This is a genomic window from Ruegeria sp. ABM4_193, from assembly GCF_056158705.1.
The window spans coordinates 712,027-737,731 of record NZ_JBSWTT010000003.1 but is presented as its reverse complement, the minus strand read 5'-3'; the positions used below and the strand labels follow the sequence as shown (position 1 = coordinate 737,731).

Below are 25,705 nucleotides of genomic sequence, written 5' to 3'. Positions count from 1 at the left end.
TTGGCCCGTTGACCAAAATCCCACTAGCGAGTTTGCGACATTACTGTCCTCAAGCGACACAATGTTGTCCACCTCGCCAATAGACTTCAGGTCAAACCCACTTTGCCTGTTTGATGAGTGGGGACAGAGACCAGATCATCCGCAAGCAGGTCATCAACAAAAAGACTTAAAAGTTGCAATCGACCCGATACTCCGGCCTTTCGGTAAATTGACGCACATTGCGCTTTGATCGTGCCCTGTTTTGTCGCCCGAATTTCAGCGATTTCAGCGATCGCGTATCCTTTTATCGCCAGAATGGCGACGTCCCGTTCGGCTCGAGTCAACGACCATGCCTGGAACCGCGCTTCAAGCACCTCGCCAAATGCGCCAGAGGCGACTTTCATCTGATCCTCAAGCTTGGCCTGACGGCTCAGCATTTTGCGCAGCTCGACCGTGGTGAACGCCAACCCACTAATCAGCGCAACCGTGACGAACAATTCGACAAGATCACTTTCCGCCAGAAAAAACGTGGAGTTGGGCCAAAAGTCCAAAACAATGTCCAACAGGAAGTAAGCGCTACAGCTAGCCTGCACTGCAAATAAGGACCATAAAACTGTGGCACGCGTCATGATTTTGCTTTCGGTCAGTCCGGGGTGCGTCCGGAGCTGGACACACCCCATTAATATCAGCTGTCGTCCTCGTCGTCTTCCAGCTCAATTTCCAGAACGGCGCCGGTTTCAGGTGAAACTTCGATCTCATAGGTCTTGCCGTCGAGTGACGCATAAACTTCAATCTCGTCCTCTTCGACTTCGAACTTTGTGATGGAATAGCCCTTGGCTTCTAATGCCGCGCGAATTGCACCCTCAGAGGATCCCAGCACATCATTCACGTTGATTTGCGCCAACGCCAAGCCGGGTGTCACAAAAGCCGCCAGCACTGCCAGTTTGCCAATTTTGTTCATTTGCATTCCTTTCAAGGATATCAGTCACCGCGAGATTGCGGTTGTCCTGAACTGTGCGGCTTGCTGGCTCAACAAAATTGGACTTTTGGCAGAATTCAACCGGCTTAGGCCAAAGGTTTATGCAGAAAAACGTTAGAGCGGCTGACAGTTTCCAAACCTGTTCAGTACATTGCGCGTGATCTGTTCGACCTGACGATCTTGGCGAACAAGGCCCATCACCCATTCACACGTGCCTGCGGTAAAGACCTCTCCAAGCCCACGTTGCCAATAGATGACCGCCCCGTTGCCCCGGCTGCTGCGATCCAGTGTCTCGTCCGTGCAAACCCCAAACATGCTTTCGGCTTTAAACACCGCATCTGAGTTTCCGATATACAAGGTCTCGCCCCAGATTTCGTGGTCAGGCTCGATATTGGTCGCCAGACCGAGTGCGAGGATCTGTACGCCCAAATCCGCGCCATCCAAGCCGGTGGGAAAGGGCAGCCCGTCGTCCATTCTGTAATCCAGACCGTCGACTTCATACCCGAAGACACGCGCTCCTGCGCCCAATTGGTCACCATATCCCAGTTGTGCGCCTTCAAACGCCCAGTGGTCGGGTCGATAGACCGTAAATCCGCCACTTCCCTGCCCGACACATCGGCCCAGACCTGCATAGACGCCCTTCAAGCCGTTAACCCCAAAGGTCCGGGCACCAGGCCAGTTAGCGGGAAAGACCTCCCACGCCGATGTCACGAGATGTTCGCGGTCGCTCGCCACCAAAGGGTCAAGATCTGCGGTGTATTTATAGCAAACCTGGGTTCGGCCCTGATCTTCGATCCGGGTTTGCCACAGGAAGTTTCCAGCGAATCGGGCGACACGCCCGCCACCTTCCGTAAAGCTGTCGACAGCGTGGCGCATATTGGCTGACCAATATTCGTCGTGGCCCACAAAAACAGCGCATTGATAGTCCTTCAACAGGTCCGGGTCAGCCTCAAGATCATGCTGGGTCGCGAAATCGAACTCGTACCCTTCCGCTTCGGCCCAGCGCGCAAAATGACGCTCGTAGCTGGCCCATCCCGCCGAGGCGTATTTCTTGGAATATCCATAGGAATAGGCCCATTCCATATAGGGGTAGCGCACCATATCTCCTGGTTTATGCGGTGTATCCGGCACAGCACGCGGGGCACCTGCAGGAAGCTTACAAAATCCCCGTGACCACGGCCGTTGTGTCGACACCACCGGAGAGAACGACTTGCCCTCGGGTCCGGTGATGCCTTCGTAGTGATTGGACCCTCCCCAGCAATTGTAGGCCAGCCATGTCCCAGTGGCGCAGATCAGTACAAAAGGTGCTGCTGGTTTTTCAGGCGCGCGCCGCAGCAGGAACAAGTGATGCTCTTCCACCCGATCCCCATCTTGTTCGGCACGCAATGTCACCAGGTAGCCGCCTTCACGCCAGTCGTCCGGTATCCTGAACTCGTAAGTCACCTCCCACCCGCATCCGGTGACCGAGCAATCTTTGGGCGTCCTCTGATGCACACCTTTCAAGCCGCTCTCGCGATGCATCACCTCGTAAGTTGCACCATCGCGCCCGATCTCCAGATCCCACTCCCGAGCGGTGGTAGAAACGCGCAGAGCCAACAGTTCGCCCGGCGCATAAGTCATACGCTCTGTGTACCCCCATATCTCAAGAACCGACGCGTCACGGGACGGCCCGATGTAGTAGTGGTCGAGAATATGTCGCGCCTTGGCGCGGGTTCTTGGGGTGATGGCAGGGCCTTGGTCCTCAGAACGCGTCATGGGTTGGTGTCACTCCGGCAGGTAGCGGTCTGACCAGCTTTCACCTGCCGAACCGCTGGCGATCATTGCGTCAATTTCCGCGTCAGAAAACCCGACTTCGCTCAGGATTGATCGTGTATCCGCGCCGTACTTTGGCATCGGTCCGGGGATTACGATCCTAGCTCGTTCAGGCCGAACTGCGTTCGGAGCAACAAGATCACACCAACGACCCATAGGGTGCAAATCATGCCGGATGACGCTGAACGTATTCTGCGTCAGATCAACCTGACCAGAGCTTTCGAGATGCAAAACAGCATCACGTGTGTCGTGCAGCGAACCCAGCGGCACAACAGTTGAAGACGTGCCCGTGAAAGCTTGTTGCCAAAATGCGGCGGGTTGCGTGGCAATCCGATCTGCCAGGGCTTTGGCCATCTGCGGTTCCGGCATGTCAGCAATATCTGCCAGTTCGTCAACGTGGCGCAAGGCGTCTCGTTGATCTTTTGGTGCCGCGAAGAAAAGCCAACCGTCAGCGGCACGGTAACAGTGGTAATACGGGCCCCATCCCAACGCCGAACGCCCTGCGGGTTCGTCAAAATGGGCGCGGGTTTCAAAATCATACATCAGCTGTGCTTGAATGAGGTTCCCTGCCCCAGCCAGCGCCGCGCGGGCGATTCCGCCTTTGCCGGTTTTCTGCAGCCTCAGAAGGGCCGCGCCCAGCGCAACACAGGCGCAATATCCGGTCAGAACGTCGATCGTGCCGAAATGCGCGTGTTCTTCCGGTGTCTCCATCCCTCCGCCAAAGCGCACCATCACCCCGGTCGCGGCTTGTGCCAGATCATCATAGCCCAAATGGTCCGATTTGGGGCCGCGTGCAGGACCCCCGAAAGCATCCAGTTGAACCAAAATGAGCCGTGGGTTGATCGCGGCCAACTGCTCTGGTCCAAGGCCCAAGGCGTCGCGCTGTTCGTCCGTGCCGTTCATCGTTATGACGTCTGACGCTTCGATGAGCCGTCGCAAAGCGCGCTGTCCCTGCTCTGAACCGAGGTTCAGCAACACGCTGCGTTTGCCACGATGGGCGTGCAAACCAAATACAACCGTGTTCCACGGGTCGACCGACGGCTCTACCGGCTGAACCGAGGTAACCTGAGCCCCGTAGCGCGCCAACGTAGAGCCTATGGTTGGACCAGCGATGACATTGGTCAGGTCCAGGACTTTAAGCCCCTCAAGCCAGCCGCTTTCTTCCACACCCGCCACCCCGTTGCGCGGTGACTCGGCCAGGATAGCGGAAATGGGCGCATTGTCCGGGTCCGGTCCAGGCTGTTTGCCAAGCGCCCCGGCGTCATCGGCAAGCCAAGCCACATTGCCCATTTGTTTCATGTCGCCGTGACGCGGGTCTTGCACCTGAACCACCAGCCCCGAAGCCAAAGCGTGCGGATCTGCCAGCCATTCCTTGGTGAATCGCTGTGCCGTGGCAGGAGCTTTGGCGGCACCGAACAAGGCTTCCCATTCATGAGAAGGCTTGGTTCGAAACGCCTGTTTCATTGCAGCAGATACCCGTGTCCGGTCTCTGGCGCCGACCGGGTAATTTCGCAAAGACCATTCATCGGGCCAGTCTGCTGTGTCCAAGTAGGCATCAAAATCCGGCAATTCGTCTGCCAACGCCCCTAAACCCAGAACCTCCAGCACGCGCAGGGGATGCGTTTTCACACTGCCTGCGACTACATAAAATCCTCGGCCATCAGCGCAGGTATAGGTTCGGTAGAATGGATCCAGAAACTCTTCCAGTTCTGCAAAGCTCAGGTCCATTGGCAGACCTTCGGCTGCGCGTCGGTCCAGCTCCACCTCTCGAGGGGATTTGTAGCGTTCGGGATAATCCTCAATCTGTTCGCAATTATAAACCAACCCTTCCAGTAAGGCCGAGGCCAAAGGAACTTCGATGTGATCCCCCCCATTCCGGTCGCGCGCCGTCAGGGCAAATTGCACCGCCATTGCCCCAAAGGCTGCTCCGTAAGCCGATGCCAGGGTGAGCGGCGTAAAGGACGGGTTGATCCCCATCAAACGCCGGTTCAACCCCATATCCGTAAACTGCCCTGTGCGCGCAGCGATAACCGCCTCCCACGCTGGTACATTCGCAAGAGCGGGGTCGTTCGAGGCGAACCCCGGCAATGAGACAGACACGATGCTCGGATTGATATCACGCAGCGCCTGCGGGCCAAGGCCCAAACGGCTCATCACGCCGGGGCGGAAATTTTCGATCACGACGTCGGCTCTTGCCACCAGATCGCGCGCTAATTTCAAACCCTCATCCGACTTGAGGTCGATGGTAATGGCCGACTTGCCCCGCGATAGCATGTCGGTGGCCGGATCCTTTAAGCGCGGTCCGCCGGGTGGATCGATACGGATCACCTCGGCCCCCATGTCGGCCAGCATCATGCCAACCAAAGGACCAGCCAGATACTGGCCAAAGTCGAGAACGCGGATATGGTCGAGAGGTCTTGATGTCATGCGCGGCACTTTTGTTTCAGGCTGATATGAGAGAACACACCGCAGGAATACACAGGCACATCTGAGTGATCAGGGTTTGGTTGCACCGCATTGTGTCCTCCCACGCGCGTTAGCACCATCTTGGGCACGAATGAGCGGAGGAGGTTGTTTGAATCAACCAGCCAATGTCGCAATTTGACCGCTTTAATCGCAGCAAAAAGGTCTTTGGTGCAGCGCGGCGCTTGGAAGGGCCTCTCATTGCAGAAAGGCGAAACGGGGAAATTAAGAAGTTATTCGGGTGCGGTCAGACCCAACTGCCCAAGAGCGGCCTGTGCCGATTGGCTCCAACGTTCTTTCAAAGCGCTGTTTCGGTTGTGACGCAAACCGATTGAAGTCAGGAAAGCGAACCGTTTCGGATCATCTCCACCAAAGGACAGCGCGACGCGGGGCCACCAATAGTCCACGGCATGTTGCATCTGCTCTGTTTCTCCGCCTTCTGCCAGCTTCACTGCGCCTTCCATGGCAAGTGCGCCATGATGTGCTTCGACAGGGGCGATCTGTCGGAAGGCTTCAGCCAGCGGTTGGTAAGAAACCGTCGAAAACTCAGCCAGTTGCTCGGCCACCGCGCGGCTCATCAACAGGTTCATGATCACAGCGTCGGTCCAGCCCGAGATCGGATAATTGAACACAGCAAGGCGCATGTCATGTGCGCTGCGCGTTGCGCCGATATCGTCATCGCGATCCAGTCCCGCGGTCCATGGATGGTGCGTGGCGTATCGTTCTGTATCTGCGCCAAACTCGCCCATTATTTTAAGAACGCGATCTGCATGATCGGTTTTCTCAAGCACTATTTTTGCTGCCGCGATCCGTTCCTTGATGCCCGGCCCCTGATTGATGATATCCGCAAAACCCGCGGCGCCAGCCAATTCGCTGTCCACAAAGGTGGCCATCAGCTTCATCAATTCGGCGCGGTAGCGTGGTGGCACGTTTGTCGGATTGGTCAGTACACCGCCTGCGGCCAGATAGCTGTCGAGTGTCATGGCTTCGGTCATTGATCCTCTCCCTTTACTGGTCGTAGTCCACGACCACACGGTCGGTCATCGGATAAGCCTGACAGCTCAGCACATAGCCTTTTTCGACCTCGTAATCCTCGAGCGCGTGATTGGCGAGCATTTCGACTTCGCCTTCCAGAACGCGACAACGACAGGTGGAACAAACCCCGGCCTTGCACGCGTATGGCGCGTCCATGGCGTTTTCCAAGGCTGCGTCCAAAATGGATTGATCCTTGGGCAGGGTTACTGTCTGGGTCGAGCCGTCAAGCGTGATTGAAGCGCTAGTCTGGTTCGCCTGCGTGCCCGCCTCTGCTGCATTTGTCTTGCGCTTGGCCCGCCCAGGTTGGGCGCTGGCAAAAAGCTCGAACTTGATCTGGCTGTCCTCAAGCCCATGCTCGCGCAGCGCGGCGGCAATCCCCAGCATCATCGGCTCTGGTCCACAAATAAAGGCCGTATCCACGTTTTTGATGTCGATCCAGTGTTCAAATAGCTCGCCGCATTTTTCCTGCGTTACAAGCCCGGTGAACAGATCAATCTCCTGCGCGTCGCTCTCAAGAATATGGATCACGTTCAAGCGACCCATATAGAGGTTTTTCAGGTCCTCCAGCTCCTCTCGGAACATGATCGTGTTGATGCCTTTGTTGGCGTAGATCAGCGTGAAGCGGGACTTGGGTTCACGCGCCAGCGTTGTTTTCAGGATCGAAAGGACGGGTGTAATCCCCGATCCGCCAGCAAAGCCGAGGTATTGTTTTTCCGCGTCCGCTTCGATTGGCACATGAAAGCTGCCCATTGGCGGCATCGCTTGAACAACGTCACCAACGCTCAACTCTACATTGGCCCAGCTTGAGAAAGCGCCCCCTTCGACGCGTTTAATGCCAACTTGAAGAACGCCGTCATCCTTTCCCGCGCAGATCGAATACGAGCGGCGCAGTTCTTCGCCTTCAAAATCGCGCCGGAAGGTCAGGTATTGACCAGCGGTAAAGTCGAACTGATCCGTTGCGCCATTCACAGGCTCAAGCGTCACAACAACCGCATCGCGGATGGTTTTGTGGATGTCGGTGACTTTCAGGTCATGAAAACGTGCCATCCGGTGCTCCTCCTCAGATGCACTTGAAATAGTCAAAAGGTTCCAGGCAGTCGGTGCAGCGCCAATGGGCCTTGCATGGGGTCGAGCCGAACTGGCTGACTTTTTCAACAGCCTTGCTGTCGCAATGCGGGCACCGTTCTGGCCCGCCCGCCGGTTGCGGTGGCGCAATGCCATAGTCTTCCAGCTTGGCGCGGCCTTTTTCACTTAGCCAATCGGTGGTCCAGGCGGGCGAAATGCTGGTTTCGATCCTCACTTCGCTGATCCCATGGTCTCGCAGCGCGGTTTCGATATCCATGCTGATGACGGAAGTCGCCGGACAGCCTGAGTACGTTGGTGTGACGGTCACAACCAACGTTCCGGCGTCCCAACGCACACCGCGAACGATTCCCAGATCCACGACCGAGATCACCGGTATCTCGGGATCGGGAACAGCATCCAACCAACTCCAGATCTGATCAGTCGAGGATTGCATCCGCTCTCACCACTTGGCTCCGGGATAGGCGCGTTGCAGCCATTGCATCTGCGTCAGCAGATGACCCAGATGCTCGGTATGCATGCGCCCGTCACGCCCGCCCTTATGGGCAAACTGGCTTTCTGGAATGCTCAGTGTTGCCTGGGTCAGGATCCTTCCGACCAGAGTGTCATATTCTTCGCGCAGGTCTGTCGGATTGGGTGCGATACCTGCGGCGGCCATCTGGGCGTCGACCTCGTCGCTGGCAAACATCTCACCGACATAGGGCCACAGATAATCAAGGGCTTCCTGCATTCGGGCATGGCTTTCCTCGGTCCCGTCGCCCAGCCCCACAACCGTGTCGCCTGAGCGTTCGAGGTGATAGGCAACCTCTTTGCTGGCTTTGGCAGCAATTGCAGCGACACGTTCGTCCGAGGAAGCCATCAAGCGCCCCAGGCTGATCGAATGCCAGGCGTCGAACAAGAACTGGCGCATCAGTGTGCGGCCGAAATCTCCGTTCGGAACCTCGACCAGCAGTACATTGCGGAAATCCCAAGCGTCACGCAGAAAGGCCAGATCGTCAGCGCTTTTGCCACCATCAATCTCGCCCGCAAGACCAAGCCACATCTGGGTCTGACCAATCAGATCCAGCGCAGTGTTGGCTAGCGCTATGTCTTCCTCCAGAACCGGCGCGTGACCACACCACTCGCTGACGCGATGACCGAGGATTAGAGTGTTGTCTCCCATCCGCAGCAGGAATTGCAGTAGTGCCTCATCCCGGGTCATCACATGGCCCCCACTTCATCTGGGATATCGAAGAAAGTCGGGTGGCGATACACCTTGCTTTCGCTGGGTTCGTACAGCGGGCCTTTATCACTGGGCGATGAGGCCGAGATGTTGTTTGCCTCGACAACCCAGATCGAAACGCCTTCGTTACGGCGCGTGTAGACGTCGCGCGCGTTCTTGATTGCCATTTCTGCGTCCGGGGCGTGCAGCGATCCAACATGTCGGTGGCTCATACCGTGTTGGCCGCGTATAAAGACTTCCCACAGGGGCCATTCGTTGTTCATCGGGTTTCCTCCTTGGGTTCACTCTGCTGCCAGATTGCCGGATTGCTTCTTGCGGGCGTGCGCCAAAAGACCGTCCCGCACCCATTTCCCGTCATCCCAGGCCTTGTTTCGCGCGGCCAAACGATCCACGTTGCACGGGCCATTGCCCTTGATCACGTCGAAGAATTCCGACCAGTCAGGTTCTGAGAAATCGTAGTGCCCGCGTTCTTCGTTCCATTTCAGGTCTGGATCGGGAATGGACAGGCCCAGATACTCGGCCTGCGGCACGGTCTGGTCGACAAACTTTTGACGCAGCTCATCGTTGGTGTTGATCTTGATTTTCCACGCCATCGACTGCGCGGAATGGACCGAGTCCTTGTCGGATGGGCCGAACATCATCAGTGACGGATACCAGAAGCGGTTCATCGCATCCTGAGCCATCTTGCGCTGCTCGGGCGTGCCTTCGGCCATTTTGCGGATCGCGTCGTAGCCTTGCCGCTGGTGAAAGCTCTCTTCTTTACAGATGCGGATCATGGCGCGCGAGTATGGCCCGAAAGATGTCCGCTGCAGCGGAACTTGATTCATGATCGCCGCCCCGTCGACCAACCACCCCACCGCGCCAATATCGGCCCAGTTCAGCGTTGGATAGTTGAAGATCGACGAGTATTTCATGCGCCCGTCTAGCAGCATCTCAGTGATCTCGTCCCGGCTTACGCCCAGCGTTTCAGCTGCGCAATAGAGGTAAAGCCCATGCCCGGCCTCATCCTGCACCTTGGCCAACAGGATCGCCTTGCGCTCCAACGTCGGTGCGCGGGTGATCCAGTTGCCTTCGGGCAGTTGACCTACGATTTCAGAGTGCGCGTGCTGACCGATCTGACGGATCAGGGTCTTACGATAAGCCTGAGGCATCCAGTCCTTGGGCTCGATCTTGATATCGGCATCAATCCGCGCCTGGAACTCTGCCAGTTTCTCCAGATCTTCGTTTGATGCTTCGGATTTAACCATCTGAGCATACATGTCCCGTCTCCTCTGTTACAAGCGTTCAAGAATAAGGGCCGCGCCCTGCCCGACGCCCACACACATGGTGCAGAGCGCAAAGCGACCCCCGGTTCGCTTCAATTGATAGGCTGCGGTCAGCACCAGACGCACACCGCTCATGCCCAGTGGGTGGCCCAAAGCGATGGCCCCGCCATTGGGGTTCACGTGGGGCGCATCGTCCGGCAGGCCCAACTCGCGCAATGTTGCCAAACCCTGAGAGGCAAATGCCTCATTCAATTCGATCACATCCATCTGTTCGATGCTCAGCCCTGCACGGGCCAGAACCTTGCGGCTGGCGGGCACCGGGCCGATGCCCATGACACGCGGCGCAACACCCGCAACCGACATCCCCACCACTCGGGCCATCGGGGTCAGACCATTCTTGACCGCTGCCGCCTCATTCGCCATCAGCATGGCTGCCGCGCCATCATTTACACCCGAAGCATTGCCCGCTGTGACGGTCTTTTCCGGTCCGTTCACCCCTTTGAGACCCGACAGCTTTTCTGCTGTGGTTCCCGGACGCGGGTGTTCATCCGAATCCACAATGATCGGGTCGCCCTTTCGCTGTGGCACCGAAACCGGAGTGATTTCATCGTTGAAAACACCCGCCGCATGAGCGGCCGCCCACCGGGCCTGGCTGCGCGCAGCAAAGGCATCCTGATCTTCACGACTGATGCCATAGTCTTCGGCCACATTGTCAGCAGTCTGCGGCATGGAATCCACGCCGTAGTCCTGCTTCATCTTCGGGTTCACGAAACGCCAGCCGATCGTGGTGTCGTATACCGCGTTGTTGCGAGTGAACGCCGAAGTTGCCTTGGGCATTACAAATGGTGCGCGGGACATGCTTTCCACGCCCCCCGCAATGGCCAGATCGTAATCGCCTGCCTTGATGCCGCGGGCTGCCATTCCAACGGCATCCATACCGCTGGCGCAAAGACGGTTTACCGTTGTGCCCGGAACGTCGATCGGCAGCCCGGCCAACAAGGCCGCCATGCGTGCAACGTTCCTGTTGCTCTCTCCGGCTTGATTGGCATCGCCATAGATCACATCGTCGACGCTGGCCCAATCGACCTGAGGGTTGCGTTCTTTCAACGCCGCCAATGGCAAAGCCGCAAGATCATCCGTGCGAACGGAAGACAGCGCTCCGCCATACCGCCCAATCGGTGTACGCGTCGCGTCGCAAATGAATGCGTCCATGTCCGAGGTCTCCTGTTCGCGTCAGTATTCATTAACCGTCTGGTCGGTTTTTATAAAAGCAACCGATTCGAGGCAAGCTTTATGTTACCTTTATTTGATCTCTTTCACCATTTTTGTAACATAAAAGATCAGAACTTTATCGTTGCGATATTCGGGGCCGATTAGGGCGGTGATCCCAACAACATTAAGCTGACCGGGCGACACTCACGTCCCGCTCGGTCTCAATCCCCCAATACGGCTTCCAGTGACGCAAGGCTCGGGCGAGGCAACCTGTCTAACAGCTGCGCCACGGACTGTCGGCACTCCGCACCTTTCCAGTCTTCTGGCAGAAAGGCAGGTGGCAAAGGGGGATGGCGCAGGATTAGACGCCGCCACCCATGAACGATCAGAACACGCAGAACGGCAGTTAGCATGGGGTCGCCCATCCCTTTGGTCGGCAAATGCTGTTCGACGAACTGAAGCGTGGTCCAGAACTGATCGTAGGCGTCTTTCAGAGGTTCAGGTCCACATAGATCCCGCATCCAATCGGGCACTGATATGGCACTGCTTTCAATCCCCAAAAGGTCTTCCAGCCCATCAGGGGCCGGGCCCGGTGCCATGGCCGTAGAGGCATTCACAGCGATATAATCACCAATGAGCATCAGATCTGACAGTTCTTTGCGGGAACTTTCAGAACCGCTGGCGATCAGAACATGCCAGATGTCGGGCTTTTCGGTCTCGCGGGAATAGATACGCGGCGCGGCGGCGGCACTTTGGCTGCGACCAAAATCCGTCAAGCGGTGCACGCTGGTGCGCCCCACCCGCGTACTTTCGATCCAACCTTCTTTCCGCAACCGATGCAATGCAACACGCGTCGCCTCAGACTTGATTCCGGCCAGACTGGTGAGCGCCGTGATCAAGCTGCCACTGACTTGGTCCGATCCGCTGGGCGCCAAATCTCCAAATATCGTAACCAGCACTGACCACACCCGCTGTGTGCCGGTGTTGGTCAGTTGACTGACACAGGTTTCGAACCAATCAGGGCTGATGTCTTTCATACACGAAGTATAATCGGGCCGAAGGGAATTACCATCCGGCCCATCGCACGCATCCAGCTAGCTAGTAAGCAACCATCGTCAACAGCTCATATTCTGCGACCTGTTCGTCATCTTGCTGGGTCAGCGTGACGTGCCAACGAACTTCGCCATATTCGTCATTGCGCTTAGTTTTGGCCTTGACCGTCAGGCGCACTTTGATGCTGTCACCGGCTTCAACCGGCTTCATAAAACGCAACCCATCAAGGCCCGTGTTGGCCAGCACCGGCCCTTCATTCGGTTCGACGAACAATCCAGCCGCAAATGACAGCAACAAATAGCCATGGGCGACGCGACCCGGAAAGAACGGGTTCCGTTCCGCCGCAGCCTGATCCATGTGGGCATAGAAGGTATCGCCGGTGAAAGTGGCGAAGTGTTCGATATCTTCCATGGTGATGGTGCGGGGTTCCGTGTGAATCGTCTCGCCAATTGCAAGGTCATGAAACCTGCGCGTAAAGGGATGGGCAGGGCCTTTGACCTCGGTCGCACCGGGCACCCATCTGTTTCCAATCGTAGTCAACAGATCAGGTGAGCCCTGAATGGCGGTCCGTTGCATATAGTGTTTAACACCACGTACGCCGCCCATCTCTTCGCCGCCGCCAGCGCGCCCGGGGCCGCCGTGCACCATATGAGGCAAAGGTGAACCGTGACCGGTGGATTCTTTCATCGAGTCACGGTTGTTGAAGTACAAACGCCCATGATAGGCCCCTGCCCCAATGGCGACCTGACGCGCCACGTCAGGGTCATGCGTAATGACCGATGCCACCAAAGATCCTTGCCCCCGGTTTGCCAGTTCAATCGCATGGTCGAGATCGCGATAGCCCATGACCGTGCTGACCGGCCCAAAAGCTTCGGTATCATGCACACGCTGCGCCGCGTCAGGGTTGGCACAATGGTAAAGCATGGGCGGCAGAAACGCCCCTTTTTCGGGATCTGCTCCATCGACCGCAAAATCATCCGGGTTGCCAAAGACACGCTCGGCCTCTTGGCCAATGATCGCCGCCTTTTCCAGAACGTCACGTTTCTGACCATTCGAGACCAATGCGCCCATGCGCGTGGTTTCAAGCCTTGGGTCGCCGATAACGGTTTTGGCCAGCCGCGCGGACAACGCCTCGATCACAGCTTGCACCTGCACCTCCGGCGCGATGATCCGACGGATTGCGGTACATTTCTGACCAGCCTTCGCCGTCGTCTCGCGCTGGACCTCTTTGACGAAAAGGTCAAACTCGGGTGTACCCGGTACGGCATCAGGGCCAAGAATCGAACAGTTCAGGCTGTCCTGTTCGGCGACGAACCGAACAGAGTTTTCAAGGATCACGGGGTTGGATCGCAGTTTCAGCGCCGTATCCGCCGAGCCGGTAAAGCTGACCACATCCTGCAGGGTCAAACGGTCCAGCATGTCGCCCAAACCGCCCGACACCAACTGAAGCGCCCCGGCGGGCAAAATACCGGATTCCAACATCAACCGCACGCACAGTTCGGTCACGTAGCAAGAATTCGTCGCCGGTTTAACGATGGCCGGAACACCGGCCAACAGAGTTGGCGCCAGTTTCTCCAACATACCCCAGACCGGAAAGTTAAACGCGTTTATGTGAACCGCCACGCCGTGCAACGGGGTGCAGATGTGCTGGCCCAAAAACGTCCCGTTGCGCGATAGTTGCTCAACATCACCGTCCAGATAGACATGCCCGTCCGGCATTTCCCGGCGTCCTTTCGAGGCAAAGACAAACATTGTGCCAATGCCGCCGTCGATGTCGATCATGTGGTCCGACTGCGTCGCGCCTGTGTTGAAAGACAGATCATAGAGCGCCTGCTTGTGCTGACCCAGATGCAGCGACACCGCCTTGAGCATTTTGGCCCGCTCATGAAAGGTCATCTTGCGCAGGGCCGGCCCGCCGACGTCGCGCGCATAGTCCAGCATTCCTTGCACATCCAGTTCCGCGTTGCCCGCAGTTGCAATCACCTCGCCCGTTACGGCGCTGGAAATAGTGCGCGCCCCGGCACCAGGCGGCACCCATGCACCGGCGGCAAAGCTGGATATCTGTTGGATGGTCATGAGCGTCTCCTCATCAGTGTCTGGATCCTCACATCACCTAGTCGAACGTGTGAGGTCATATCTTTAACCGTACGGTCGGTCGTTATTTTTGCACAGCAACACCACAAACCGTACCCTTCAAACCTGCGCGGGCAATCGCGCGAAACCCCGAAACCGGATACGGCCACCGCGTTCAGCACCATCGGTGATGCAAAAATTCGGGAAGCGGGCCAGAAACCGCCCGACCGCGACGCGCCCCTCCATTCGGGCCAAAGTCAGGCCAACGCAGGTGTGTGGCCCACCAGCAAAGGCGTGGTGTTTATTGGGGCGTCGGTTCAACATCATTTCATCGGGCCGCTCAAACTGTCGCGGGTCGCGGTTGGCGGCCCCGATGCAAAGATGGATATCTGTTCCGGCGGGAATGGTATGGCCGTGGAAGATGACATCCTCGGCGGTTAAACGGTTGCCGAATTGGTTGGGGCTTTCCAATCTCAGAAACTCGTCCACGGCTGTGTTTTTGAGCTCCGGGTCGGCCAGCAACTCGGCACGCTTGTCACGGTGCCGGTCCAGCAACTCCAGCGCGTTGCCGATCAGATTGGTCGTGGTTTCATGCCCAGCATTCAGGATGAAAATGCAGTTCTGGTACAGCTCGACCTCGGTCAACCCGCCATCGGTGTCATCCTGCATCAATCGTGTCAGCACGTCCGTTGACGGGTCACCTGGATTAGCGCGACGATCATCTATGATGTGGCGCAGGAATGCCTTGAAGTCAGACACCGCGCGATTGCCCCAGTCTTCTTGTTCCTGAGTCAGCTCGGGCTCCAAAGCGCCCAAAATGGCCAGAGACCAATCCCGCAGTGGGCCGCGCTCGGATCGGGGAATGCCCAGTAAGTTGCCGATGATTTCAATCGGGATGGCTCCCGCAAAATCCTCGATCAACTCAACAGAGCCCTTGGTCTGCATCTGGTCCAGCAAGCCGTCGACCAGCTGCACCAGGCCCGGCTCCATCTGCACCAGCGCGCGCGGGTTCATCGCACCGACCATCACTTTGCGCACACGGGTGTGCAAAGGCGGATCATTGAACACCAAACTGGTCGTGTGATGTTCGTATAAGGGGCTGTCGACCCCGTATTTCGGCCCGAAAACCGCCTTCTTGTCCGAAATGAAACGTTTTGTGTCCCGATACACCAGATCCAGATCGTCATAGCGCGAAAGGATGACAGACCCATCGGCTTGAAAGCAGACGGGCGTGTCTTCGCGCAGCGCAGAATAGGCCGGATAAGGGTCTGCGTGAAAACCGGTTGGAAGTGCGGTCAGCGAGAACATCAGTGACCCATCGCCCCCATATGTTCAGGCAGAACCAGAACCAGCCATGGCACCAGAACAATCAGCGCCAAACGAAAGATATCTGCCACCCAAAACGGAGTGACGCCCTTGAAGATGGTCCCGGTCGAGACATCCCCCACCACACCTTTTAGAATGAACACGTTCAAACCGACTGGGGGAGTGATCAGGCTGATCTCAGTCACGACAACGACAACGATGCCAAACCAGATCGGATCATATCCCAGCGATGTCACCAGCGGGAAGAAGATCGGCACTGTCAGCAGCAGCATCGACAGTGATTCAAAGACACAGCCCAGAATGATGTAGATCCCGAGTATCATCAGGATCACCACAAACGGCTCCACCTCATAGGCCGTGACCAATGCGATCAAAGCTTCGGGCAGACCGGCCAAGTTGATGAAGTTCGAAAAGATCTGCGCCCCGATCAGAACCGAGAACAATGCCGCAGCAGTGAAACTGGTCTCTTTCAACACTTCAAAGGTGGAACCAAGGGTTAGCCCACCCCGAGACAGCGCAATCAGGAAGGCACCCATTGCGCCCATGCCAGCTGCCTCGGTCGGGCTGAAGGTCAGGTTCAGCGGATAGAAGTCAAACACCCCGTACAACCCGCCGATCACAAGGAAGAACAGCAGCAGCACGGCCCAGACCGAGCGCAGCGCCGAAAGGCGTTCGCCCCAGCCGTGCCGCTCTCCTGCTGGTCCGGCGTCGGGTCTGCGCCAAACGGTCCAACGCACCGCCAGCAGATAGAACAGGATGCCCAACACGCCGGGAATTATTCCCGCAACGAAAAGCTTGCCAATCGAGGTTTCGGTCAAAAGGCCATAGATCACCAGAATGACCGATGGCGGGATCAGAATGCCCAGTGTTCCACCCGCCGCAATCGACGCCGTCGACAGCTCATCCGAATAACCATAGCGACGCATTTCCGGCATTGCGACTTTCGACATCGTTGCCGCCGTGGCCAGCGACGAGCCACAAATGGCAGAAAACCCACCACAGGCTGCAACCGTGGCCATGGCTATGCCGCCGCGGAAATGGCCCAGAAAGGCATTCGATACCGCATAAAGTTCACGCGCAAGGCCGCCCTTGTTGACGAACAGGCCCATCAGGATGAACAACGGCACAACAGACAGCCCATAATCCTGCGCCGTGTCAGTGATCTGGCGGCCCACCATGGACATCGCAGCCTTCAACCCACGTTCGGACAGGATGCTGCCGCCGCGTTCGTATGCAAAGCCAAGCGTCCCGACCAGGCCCATCGCAAAGACTATGGGCAGGCGCAGCAGCACCAGAACAAGGACAAGGGCAAAACCGATCAAAGCGGCAGTCATCAGGAGTGCTCCGACAAGGCTTGGGGGGCAAAAATGTGCAAAATCCCGGTGATGATCATCGCGAAAGCAGTGATCGCGGTGAAGGCGGCGATGAACCAGCCCACATAGAAGACAGGGATCGACAAGTATTCGGTGACATCGCCGTAATCCCGCGCCCGCTCTGCCAGCACCCACACGCGCTGAATTGGCCAGATCAGCATGATGCCGGATACCAGATATACAATCGCGTCACGCGCTCGGCTTAGCCGCAAACGTGCGAAAATCCCATCTGTCAGGTCCACAGCGATCTGTCCGCGTCCGGCCGAGATTATCGGTAGGACCGAAAAGACAAGGATCGCCATCAGAATCCGCGTCAGCTCGGTTGCAGCCTCGATAGGCGCGTTGAAGACAGAGCGCAGGATAACGTCGAAAAAGGTCATCACCATCAGGATGAACAGCGCCAAGCAGGCCAGCATCGTCGGAACGACACTGATGCGTCGCGCAAAGGTCACGAGTGAGTGCATGATTGGTCCCCGGCGGGTGAAAAGGGCTGGCGGGTCACACCCGCCAGCCGGGCTGCATTACTGCGAAGCCATTTCATTTACGATCATGTCATAAGCGGCCTGAGCGTCGATACCCGCGCCGTTGACTTCGTCAATGACCTTGGCGCGCACATCGACGGCAATGGTGTTGAATTTCTCAAGATCTTCAACAGAGGCCGCGTTGATCGCGTTGCCTTCAGTGGTTTCGGTTGCTTCGCGACCTATAGCGTCGATCTCGTCCCAGATCTTGCCAATCTCACGGCTCAGCGGTTCACCAAAGACGTTCTCTTCCAGCGCGGCCTGCAGATCGGCGGGCAGATCGGCAAAAGTGTCTTCGTTCATGATGAATGCAAACGATCCGCGATATAGACCACCCGGAACTTCGTAAACATTCTGCGCCACTTCCGTCAGCTTGAACCCTTTACGGGATTCAAAGGGCATCACAACCCCATCCGCAGCTTTCGAGGCCAGGGTTTCATAGACTTTCGGCGCAGGCACCTGAATGCCGGTCGCACCCAGAGCCGTGCCGACGTCCCCGCCAACGCCACCCGGGATACGCACTTTGAGACCCGAGACCTCATCCAGCGAGGTCACAGGGCTGCTGGAATGCAACTGGGCAGGGCCATGCGTGTGCAGCGCAATTACCTTCACACCGCGATGTTCGTCTGCCTCTTTTAGGAACTTGTCATAGGTACGCCAATATGCGACCGAGGCGTCCTCGGCCGAGCCCTCATATCCGGGCAGTTCGATCATCTTGGTGGTGACAAAGCGACCGGGCTGGTAACCATGGAAGATGATCGACGCATCTGCCGCGCCATCCATAATCAGGTCCATCTGTGCCGGTGGCGGCGCAATGCCCAACTTGAGTTCTGCCGTGACCTGACCGTCTGTCGCCTCTTCAACCATCTCCACGAATTTCGGCCACATCTTGGCATTGATGCCATGGGTCGGCGGCGCCCAGCTGGAAATGGTCAGCGTGTAATCTGCCGCCAGTGCCACTGTGCCCGTGACGGCAAGCGCAGCCGATGCCAGTAAGGTGCTTAGCTTGGTGAATTTCATGGTTCTGTCTCCTCCCAGTGAAACATGAGTCAAGAATGCGTTAATGGTCGCTTTTGTAACCATCAACATGTTAATGGTTCCCTCCACGGTCCGCGATGCGCCACGACCCGGGGTTTTCGTTCGCAATTGTCAGCATCGTCGCGTGAGATACGTCGATACCGATCTCGTTGCTGTAGTGCATTGGCCCTCCACGCCAACGCGGGAAACCGTATCCATGGATTTGTACCATATCGACAGCGTCTGCGTTCTCTGCGATACCCTCTTGGATGATCAGGGCACCCTCGTTAGCCAGAACCGCCAGAATACGCGAGGAAATGTCCTGCTCTGTAAAGTTTCGGCGGGTTATGCCCTGTTCGGCTGAATAGGTTTCGATCAAAGCCTCAACCTCAGGGTCGCGGATCGGTGTGCGGTCGCCATCCGAGTAACGATACCAACCCTTACTTTTACGCTGACCAAAACGCTCCATCTCACACAGTTGATCAGGGATGGGCACATAGCGTTCGTTTGGGTCGCGAGTTGCGGCATTGCGCTGCCGGTTGGCCCAGGCGATCTGAAGACCAGTCAGATCCTGCAGCTCATAAGGCCCCATGGGCATCCCAAACGCCCGCATCGCCGCATCCACCTGATAGGGCAGCGCCCCATCGGCCAGCAAATAGTCGGCTTGTCGCCGATAGGCGGCCAACATGCGATTGCCGATAAAGCCATCGCAAATGCCGGACAGAACCGAAACTTTTCGCAGCTTCTTACCCAACGCAAAGCCAGTGGCGACGGTGTCTGGGGATGTCTGCGGCATGTGCACTATTTCCAGCAACTTCATGACATGAGCTGGACTGAAGAAATGCAGACCAATGCAGCGGGTTTGGTTTTCAACACCTGCAAAAATATCCACCGGGTTCAGGTAGGATGTATTCGTGGCCAGGATGGCATCGTGGTTCATGTATCTGGCCAGTTCCGCAAACACCGCCTGCTTGACGGGCAAGCTTTCGAACACGGCTTCGATAGCCAACTCGGCATCCGCAGCTGCGGCATAGCTATGGGCAGCCTTGAATTTGGACAGGTGGTCTCGCAGCTGCGCCTCGGACATCCTGCCCCGTTTAACAGCCCCTTGAAGCAGAGATTCAACCCGCCCCTTCGCCGCCAATGCTGCCTCGGCGTTTTGCTCGATCACAGTGACCGACAATCCACCATTCAGGGCGGCCGTAGCAATGCCTGCGCCCATCAGCCCGCCGCCCACAACGGCAATTCGGGAAATGTCGCGCGCAGTAGCGCCCTTGATCAACGCAGGTCTGGATACGGTGCGTTCAGCAAAGAATGCGTGGCGCAACGCCCGGCTTTCAGCGCTTTGGCGCAGGGCCAGATGGCGGGCGCGTTCTTTCGGTTGCGCCTTAGCGAATGGCTTAACGGACCAGCCGAGTGCGGTCAGGTTTTCCAGTGGAGATTGTTGCCCTTTCGCGCGTTTCGTCAACGTTTGACGACTTGTCTCTAGCAGATCAGACGAGAAATCAGGGACAGAGCGTCGACTGACAGCCAATGGCCGCTCTGGCAGTTTGGCAACAAACTCTATTACAGCAGCTTTGGGGTTGTCGGCGACCAGATCAACGCCCCCGAGTGCCGCCAATGCGTCTGCTTTCAGGATCTTGCCGGAACACGCAATGTCGATTGCTGCCTGCATCCCCACAAGACGCGGCAAGCGTTGCGTGCCGCCTGCCCCGGGGATCAACCCCACATTGACCTCGGGCAAACCAAAACCGGTGTCCGGTGCAGCAATCCGCCACGCGCAAGCCATGGCAATTTCGAACCCGCCGCCCAGCACATTGCCGTGCATACAGGCGACAAACGGCACTTTGCTGTCTTCGATCTTCTGAACAACATCCGGCAAATGCGGCTCAACTGGTGGTGCATCAAACTCGGACATATCACCGCCTGCAATGAAGGTCCTGCCCGCGCAAAATAGAATCGCCACGCGCGCACCTTGAACCGCATCAACTGCGTCGGACAGCCCCCGCCGCACTGCGGTAGAGGTCGCGTTCACTGGTGGGTTGTTGACCGTGACCCAAGCCACGTCACCCTTGAATTCAACGCTCACCAGCGACGACTGCAACATCAACAACCCTTTTGATCGGACCAGATTCGGTACTGATTTATATATTGACCAACCGTTCGGTTAATGCAATGATTAAGTTGAAATGAGGCCGAAAGAGACAGTCATGAGCGATACGATACTTGCACAAGACCACGGGAACTGGGTTGAAATTACCCTGAACCGCCCAGACAAGTTGAACGCGTTCAATGAAGACATGCACGTTGCCCTGCAAAACGCTTTGAAGACCGCACGCGACAACGGGGCCCGCGCAATACTGCTGACCGGTGCCGGGCGCGGGTTCTGCGCAGGTCAAGACCTGGGCGATCGCGATCCATCCAAAATGGATGGCCCTCCGGATCTGAGCAAAACGGTACGAACGTTTTACGCTCCTCTGGTCCGGTTGATCCGGTCCCTGGAGTTCCCGGTCATCTGCGCCGTAAACGGGGTCGCCGCAGGCGCAGGTACAAATCTGGCTTTGGCCTGTGACATGGTTGTGGCTGGGGAAAGTGCCAAATTCATACAGAGCTTTTCAAAGGTCGGCCTGATCCCGGATACGGGTGGCAGTTGGCACTTGCCACGCCTTTTGGGTGAGGCACGCGCCAAGGGGTTGGCTCTGACCGCTCAACCTCTTTCAGCCAAACAGGCAGAAGACTGGGGACTGATCTGGAAAACACTGCCCGACGATCAACTGCTGAACGAGGCGCGCGCGCTTGCCGCGCAATTGGCCAACGGCCCCACACTCGGGCTGGGCCTGACAAAACAATGCATTCAAGCTGCGGCCACCACGTCCCTATCAGATCAGCTTGAAATTGAAGCTGACGCAATGAAAACCTGCGGGGAAAGCGCGGATTATGCCGAAGGCGTATCCAGTTTCCTTGAAAAACGCGCGCCAAACTTTCAGGGGCGGTGACGATGACACCAAAGGAACGCGCCGAAAAATCCGCCGCTGCAATGTGGGCAAATGACGAGGCAAGCAAATGGTTTGGCATGGAGCTTGTTGAGATTGACGAAGGCCACGCCGTTCTGACCCTGACGGTCGCCAGCCATCACTGCAACGGGCATGGCACATGCCATGGGGGCGTCACCCACGCTCTGGCCGACAGCGCTTTTGCCTTTGCCTGCAACAGCCGAAACAAGGCAACCGTCGCGCAACACACAATGATCAGCTTCCTCGCCCCCGGAAGCAAAGGCGACCGTCTGACAGCCACCGCGAAAGAGGTCACTGTGTCCGGACGCAGCGGTATCTATGACGTTCGCGTCACAAACCAAAACAACACTCTGATCGCTGAGTTTCGCGGCATGTCCCGCGCGGTGGGCGGTCAGAATTTTCAAGAATAGCTTCGCGACTGGAGGAGTGACGCGATGGAAGACCTATCCCCAAACAAAGCGGATCTGGACCCGATCGAGATCGCCTCGATCGACGAAATTCGCGCCACACAGCTTGAACGGCTCAAGTGGTCCGTACGCCACGCATACGAAAACGTTGCGATGTACAAACAGCGGTTTGACGAGGCCGGAGTGCATCCCGACGATCTACAGCAACTGTCCGACCTTTCGAAGTTTCCGTTCACATACAAAAACGATCTGCGTGACAATTACCCGTTTGGTTTGTTCGCAGTTCCGCGCAGCGAGATCATCCGTCTACACGCGTCCTCGGGCACGACGGGCAAACCGACCGTGGTGGGTTACACCAAGAATGACATCGACAACTGGGCGGATTTGGGCGCGCGCTCTCTGCGCGCTTCGGGCCTGCGCAAAGGCGACATGGTCCACAATGCTTATGGTTATGGGCTGTTCACCGGCGGGCTGGGTGCACATTATGGAATTGAACGCCTTGGCGCGACGGTTGTTCCCATGTCCGGGGGGCAAACCGAAAAGCAGGTTAACCTGATCAACGACTTTCGGCCCGACGGGATCATGGTAACACCGTCCTATATGCTCAATATCCTTGAGCAGTTCCACAAGGCCGGTCTCGACCCCCGCGAAAGCTCATTGAAGGTTGGAGTGTTTGGTGCTGAACCCTGGACTGATGCGATGCGGGCCGAGGTCGAAGCCGCGTTTGATATGCATGCGGTCGATATCTATGGCCTGTCCGAGATCATGGGTCCCGGGGTGGCCAATGAATGCGTTGAAACCAAAGACGGTCCTGTGATCTGGGAAGATCATTTCCTGCCGGAAATCATCGACCCCGTGTCTGGTGAGGTTTTGCCCGACGGCGAAACCGGCGAATTGGTGTTCACAACCCTGACAAAGGAAGGGTTGCCGATGATCCGGTACCGCACGCGCGATCTGACGTGCCTGCTGCCGGGAACAGCACGTTCCATGCGCCGGATGGCAAAGATCACAGGTCGCAGCGACGACATGATGATCCTGCGCGGCGTCAACGTCTTCCCCAGCCAGATCGAAGAACAGGTCATGGCGACGGGGGGTCTTGCCCCGTATTATCAGATCGAATTGTATAAGTCGGGCCGCATGGACGCGATGCGGGTCTTTGTTGAATCCTCAACCGATTCCACCGACGAACTCTCCAAAACTGCGGCGGCCCGCATGCTGACCAAGCGGATCAAGGACGTCGTTGGCGTTTCAACGGAAATTGTTGTAGGTGACCCCGGCGACGTCGAACGCTCTCAGGGCAAGGCGAAGCGTGTCGTCGACAATCGCGATAAGGAATAAACCGTGGCCCGAACAATCGCCAAAGACCACGACCAAAAGCGGGAACAGATCCTGAAAATGGCAGCCAAAGTGTTTGCCGATCAGGGGTTTGATCGCGCGTCGATGACACTGCTCGCCAAAGAGTGCGGGATCTCGAAGGCCAACATCTACCACTACTACGACAGCAAGGATGCCATCCTGTATGACATCCTTGAAACCTATCTGCGCGAGCTAAGGGATCGGATTTGCAACGTGGATCTGAGCGGTTTGAACCCCGAGCAGAAGCTGCGCACAGCGGTGCGCGAAATCCTGTTTGCCTATCAGGGCGCGGATGACGAACACCGTGTACAAATCAGCGGCATGAGCGCGCTGACGGACGAGCAGCAGAAACTCCTGCGGGGCTATCAGCTTGATTTGGTGAATTTTGTGCGCGACATCCTCAAAGAGTTGTCTCCCGAGGCTTTCGACGATGCTAAAGATAAATTGCGCGGTGCCACGATGTCGGTCTTTGGGATGCTGAACTGGTATTACATGTGGAACACCGGCGCGGGCCCCAAAGCCCGCGAAGACTATGCCGATCTGGTCAGCACGCTGACAGTGCATGGCGTGCAAAAGCTGTAGGCGCGCGGCGCGGCCCACAATACGCTATGTCGACGCTTTGAACCTCTTCAGGTAGGCTTGTTTTGCGACCATAACATCCTCGTCCGACATGTTTGATCGGTTCAGATCAAGAAAGTGTTCTGATGCCCCAACTGGCTGAACATTCAGGTTGTTGACGGGCTTCAGATCGTCCGACCGTACATTCAAAATCGAAAGCACCTTGGTGACAGGAAACAGACGATCGCTTAAACCCGAGGTGTTCAAAGAGATAACGTCCGCGCGTGAAGACATCTGATCCGAGACCCGAGCCACAACGCCATCGAGGTCCGCGCCCGGGTTCAGCAGTTCAGTGTATTCGTACAGGTCTTCTTGAATTCTGTTTCCGCGAATGTTCTGCCAATACACGCTTTTGATCCAATCCGCGGTATCTCTGGTCGTGTAAAAGAATGTGATCCGCGCCTTGTTGTCTGTGAGTCTGTTGATTTCCTCCCAGATAACTTCGGCAAGGATGTGCGTTTGGCCATAGGACCAAACACCCTTGCGCCCCGGGATCATGCCTGCAAACTCTTCGCTGCTGATCAGCAACGGCATTTCAGAGTGGCCATCCGACGACAGCAGAACCTGACGGAATTTCATGCGAAATTTTTCAAGCGTTCTTTCTGCCGGTACCACTGAAAAACGGCGCGCGGCAACACCAGCGTCTTTCAAATTCCGTGGCACCAAAACATTGACTCGGGTCTTTAACCGGAAACGGTTCCTGTACAGCATCGTTTGCAGGGTTCTGGTTCCGGTTTTGTGAAACCCTTGATGGACAACAACCTTCAGCATCGACCCTATTGAACTAACCCACGCCTCACATCAGCATTTAGGGTTACCGCATCAAAAACATCAAGCTGTCCAGTCGATGCTCAGGTCTTCTCGAAACGCAAAGCGGGTCAAATGCGTCTCGATCACCTGTTGCCAACGACGCAGATCGCCACGCGGGCCGGTTGTGGCGGTCACCGTCAAAGTGGCTGCATCTGCTGTCAATGTCACCCGATCGCCGTCAGGGAAAGACACGCTGCCCTGTGTTCCATCAAAGGAGACCTCGGCCTTGTGCGACCAATGTGTGCAGAGCTGCTGCAGGTATTTTGAGGCCGCGCTCGTTTGCGCAATGCCTGTTGCGGTCTGATCAGGCAGCAGGCTCAGACCCGCGACAGCGGCAGACCGGATTGCTGTGGCAAACAAGGTCACGTCGATGCTGGTGGCCACGAAAGTTGCGCCAAGATCCAGGCACTTGCGTTGAAGACTCGGGTCCAGTGTCAAAATCCCGGCGGCCTTGCCTGCCATCACGATCCGATGGATTGCATCCAGCACTGCGGTAACCACCTCAGGGTGGTTCGCATCCCCCAGATGACCCATATCTGCGGCCAGGTCGGCGGGTCCGATGAACACCCCGTCCACATCAGTCGCCAGAATATCATCCAGCGCGTCCATGCCCTTGTTGTTCTCGACCTGCACAAGCAGGCAAATCTGTTCGTCGGCGGTTTTCAAATAGTCCGGGATCGCAGCAAAGCGTGACGCCCGCGCCAACGATGATCCAACCCCACGAACGCCATGCGGCGGATACTGAACGGCCCGAACCAGTTCGCGCGCCTGATCGCCGCTTTCGACCATCGGCACCAGGATATTCTGAACACCGGCGTCCAGATATTGCTTGATCATCCAGGTTTCGCCGATCGGCAAGCGTGCAACCGGCACTCTGCCGGACCCCTCAATCACGCGCACCTGCTCCAGGATCGATTGCAGATCGTTAGGCGCGTGTTCGCCATCGACCAGCAACCAATCGAACTGCGCTGTGGCGGCAATCTCGGCCGCATAGGCATTGGCCAAACCAACCCAGCATCCGATCTGCGGAGAGCCGGCCTTTAACGCAGCCTTGAATGCACTTTGTGGCGCAGGCATTGGTATTCCT

Annotated in this window: 24 protein-coding genes; 4 read left to right on the top strand and 20 right to left on the bottom strand. The window is 57.0% G+C overall.

All coding sequences use genetic code 11. From position 1 onward, the window contains the following. Window positions 1-86: 86 nt before the first annotated feature. From ACXADZ_RS21675 to ACXADZ_RS21590, 18 genes are all read right to left on the bottom strand, one after another. Window positions 87-608 carry a helix-turn-helix transcriptional regulator gene (locus tag ACXADZ_RS21675; protein WP_475199836.1) on the bottom strand — a complete coding sequence of 174 codons (522 nt, stop codon included), beginning with the start codon at window positions 606-608 and terminating at the stop codon, window positions 87-89. A 56-nt stretch (window positions 609-664) separates the two neighbouring features. Continuing rightward, window positions 665-940, bottom strand: coding sequence for a PepSY domain-containing protein (locus ACXADZ_RS21670; RefSeq protein WP_171095138.1), 276 nt, complete (start codon window positions 938-940; stop codon window positions 665-667). A 132-nt stretch (window positions 941-1,072) separates the two neighbouring features. After that, window positions 1,073-2,713: a N,N-dimethylformamidase beta subunit family domain-containing protein gene (locus ACXADZ_RS21665; protein WP_171105465.1), complete on the bottom strand. Its 1,641-nt coding sequence runs from the start codon at window positions 2,711-2,713 to the stop codon at window positions 1,073-1,075. Between the two features lie 9 nt (window positions 2,714-2,722). Continuing rightward, on the bottom strand, window positions 2,723-5,197 hold the full coding sequence (locus tag ACXADZ_RS21660) for a CoA transferase (RefSeq protein WP_475199834.1): 2,475 nt from the start codon (window positions 5,195-5,197) through the stop codon (window positions 2,723-2,725). A 269-nt stretch (window positions 5,198-5,466) separates the two neighbouring features. Then, complete coding sequence (locus ACXADZ_RS21655) at window positions 5,467-6,228, bottom strand: Phenylacetic acid catabolic protein (RefSeq protein WP_475199833.1); 762 nt, start codon at window positions 6,226-6,228, stop codon at window positions 5,467-5,469. A 13-nt stretch (window positions 6,229-6,241) separates the two neighbouring features. Beyond that, a complete protein-coding gene (locus ACXADZ_RS21650) occupies window positions 6,242-7,315 on the bottom strand; it encodes a 2Fe-2S iron-sulfur cluster-binding protein (protein WP_475199831.1) in 1,074 nt (357 codons plus the stop codon). 13 nt (window positions 7,316-7,328) lie between these two features. Continuing rightward, window positions 7,329-7,787 (bottom strand): 1,2-phenylacetyl-CoA epoxidase subunit PaaD, encoded by a 459-nt coding sequence (gene paaD / locus ACXADZ_RS21645; protein ID WP_475199830.1) that lies wholly within the window; start codon window positions 7,785-7,787, stop codon window positions 7,329-7,331. Between the two features lie 6 nt (window positions 7,788-7,793). Then, window positions 7,794-8,552: a 1,2-phenylacetyl-CoA epoxidase subunit PaaC gene (gene paaC / locus ACXADZ_RS21640; protein ID WP_475199828.1), complete on the bottom strand. Its 759-nt coding sequence runs from the start codon at window positions 8,550-8,552 to the stop codon at window positions 7,794-7,796. Then, window positions 8,552-8,836: a 1,2-phenylacetyl-CoA epoxidase subunit PaaB gene (gene paaB, locus ACXADZ_RS21635; protein WP_475199826.1), complete on the bottom strand. Its 285-nt coding sequence runs from the start codon at window positions 8,834-8,836 to the stop codon at window positions 8,552-8,554. Before paaB ends, paaC begins: the two co-directional genes overlap by 1 nt. Before the next feature lie 18 nt (window positions 8,837-8,854). Next, complete coding sequence (gene paaA / locus ACXADZ_RS21630; RefSeq protein WP_475199824.1) at window positions 8,855-9,832, bottom strand: 1,2-phenylacetyl-CoA epoxidase subunit PaaA; 978 nt, start codon at window positions 9,830-9,832, stop codon at window positions 8,855-8,857. 15 nt (window positions 9,833-9,847) lie between these two features. After that, window positions 9,848-11,050, bottom strand: coding sequence for a 3-oxoadipyl-CoA thiolase (gene pcaF, locus ACXADZ_RS21625; protein WP_475199822.1), 1,203 nt, complete (start codon window positions 11,048-11,050; stop codon window positions 9,848-9,850). A gap of 221 nt (window positions 11,051-11,271) precedes the next feature. Continuing rightward, entirely contained in the window at window positions 11,272-12,087 is an 816-nt protein-coding gene (locus ACXADZ_RS21620; RefSeq protein WP_475199820.1) for a PaaX family transcriptional regulator C-terminal domain-containing protein, read from the bottom strand. Between the two features lie 61 nt (window positions 12,088-12,148). After that, complete coding sequence (gene paaZ, locus ACXADZ_RS21615; RefSeq protein ID WP_475199819.1) at window positions 12,149-14,179, bottom strand: phenylacetic acid degradation bifunctional protein PaaZ; 2,031 nt, start codon at window positions 14,177-14,179, stop codon at window positions 12,149-12,151. Window positions 14,180-14,296: 117 nt separating this feature from the next. Beyond that, window positions 14,297-15,484 carry a cytochrome P450 gene (locus ACXADZ_RS21610; RefSeq protein WP_475199817.1) on the bottom strand — a complete coding sequence of 396 codons (1,188 nt, stop codon included), beginning with the start codon at window positions 15,482-15,484 and terminating at the stop codon, window positions 14,297-14,299. Then, complete coding sequence (locus tag ACXADZ_RS21605) at window positions 15,484-16,836, bottom strand: TRAP transporter large permease (protein WP_171095159.1); 1,353 nt, start codon at window positions 16,834-16,836, stop codon at window positions 15,484-15,486. Before ACXADZ_RS21605 ends, ACXADZ_RS21610 begins: the two co-directional genes overlap by 1 nt. Continuing rightward, entirely contained in the window at window positions 16,836-17,339 is a 504-nt protein-coding gene (locus ACXADZ_RS21600; protein WP_475199814.1) for a TRAP transporter small permease, read from the bottom strand. The genes ACXADZ_RS21605 and ACXADZ_RS21600 overlap by 1 nt, the downstream gene beginning before the upstream one ends. A gap of 57 nt (window positions 17,340-17,396) precedes the next feature. Beyond that, window positions 17,397-18,416 (bottom strand): TRAP transporter substrate-binding protein, encoded by a 1,020-nt coding sequence (locus ACXADZ_RS21595; RefSeq protein ID WP_475199813.1) that lies wholly within the window; start codon window positions 18,414-18,416, stop codon window positions 17,397-17,399. Window positions 18,417-18,486: 70 nt separating this feature from the next. Next, entirely contained in the window at window positions 18,487-20,520 is a 2,034-nt protein-coding gene (locus ACXADZ_RS21590) for an FAD-dependent oxidoreductase (RefSeq protein WP_475199812.1), read from the bottom strand. Between the two features lie 103 nt (window positions 20,521-20,623). On the opposite strand from ACXADZ_RS21590, the gene paaG reads away from it, so the two are divergent. Genes paaG through ACXADZ_RS21570 form a run of 4 tightly spaced genes read left to right on the top strand, consistent with a single transcriptional unit; the run spans window position 20,624 to window position 23,772 of the window. Then, a complete protein-coding gene (gene paaG, locus ACXADZ_RS21585; protein WP_475199811.1) occupies window positions 20,624-21,409 on the top strand; it encodes a 2-(1,2-epoxy-1,2-dihydrophenyl)acetyl-CoA isomerase PaaG in 786 nt (261 codons plus the stop codon). 2 nt (window positions 21,410-21,411) lie between these two features. Continuing rightward, window positions 21,412-21,837 carry a hydroxyphenylacetyl-CoA thioesterase PaaI gene (paaI, locus tag ACXADZ_RS21580; RefSeq protein WP_475199810.1) on the top strand — a complete coding sequence of 142 codons (426 nt, stop codon included), beginning with the start codon at window positions 21,412-21,414 and terminating at the stop codon, window positions 21,835-21,837. 24 nt (window positions 21,838-21,861) lie between these two features. Then, the gene (paaK, locus tag ACXADZ_RS21575) at window positions 21,862-23,172 is read left to right on the top strand and encodes a phenylacetate--CoA ligase PaaK (RefSeq protein WP_475199809.1); all 1,311 of its coding nucleotides are present in this window, start codon (window positions 21,862-21,864) and stop codon (window positions 23,170-23,172) included. A 3-nt stretch (window positions 23,173-23,175) separates the two neighbouring features. Then, a complete protein-coding gene (locus tag ACXADZ_RS21570; RefSeq protein ID WP_171176628.1) occupies window positions 23,176-23,772 on the top strand; it encodes a TetR-type transcription factor C-terminal domain-containing protein in 597 nt (198 codons plus the stop codon). 24 nt (window positions 23,773-23,796) lie between these two features. Here ACXADZ_RS21570 and ACXADZ_RS21565 read toward each other — a convergent pair whose 3' ends face one another. Further along, a complete protein-coding gene (locus ACXADZ_RS21565) occupies window positions 23,797-24,387 on the bottom strand; it encodes a hypothetical protein (RefSeq protein WP_475199807.1) in 591 nt (196 codons plus the stop codon). 252 nt (window positions 24,388-24,639) lie between these two features. Then, window positions 24,640-25,695, bottom strand: a complete 1,056-nt coding sequence (locus ACXADZ_RS21560; RefSeq protein ID WP_475199806.1) for an aldolase/citrate lyase family protein — start codon at window positions 25,693-25,695, stop codon at window positions 24,640-24,642. Window positions 25,696-25,705 lie beyond the last annotated feature (10 nt).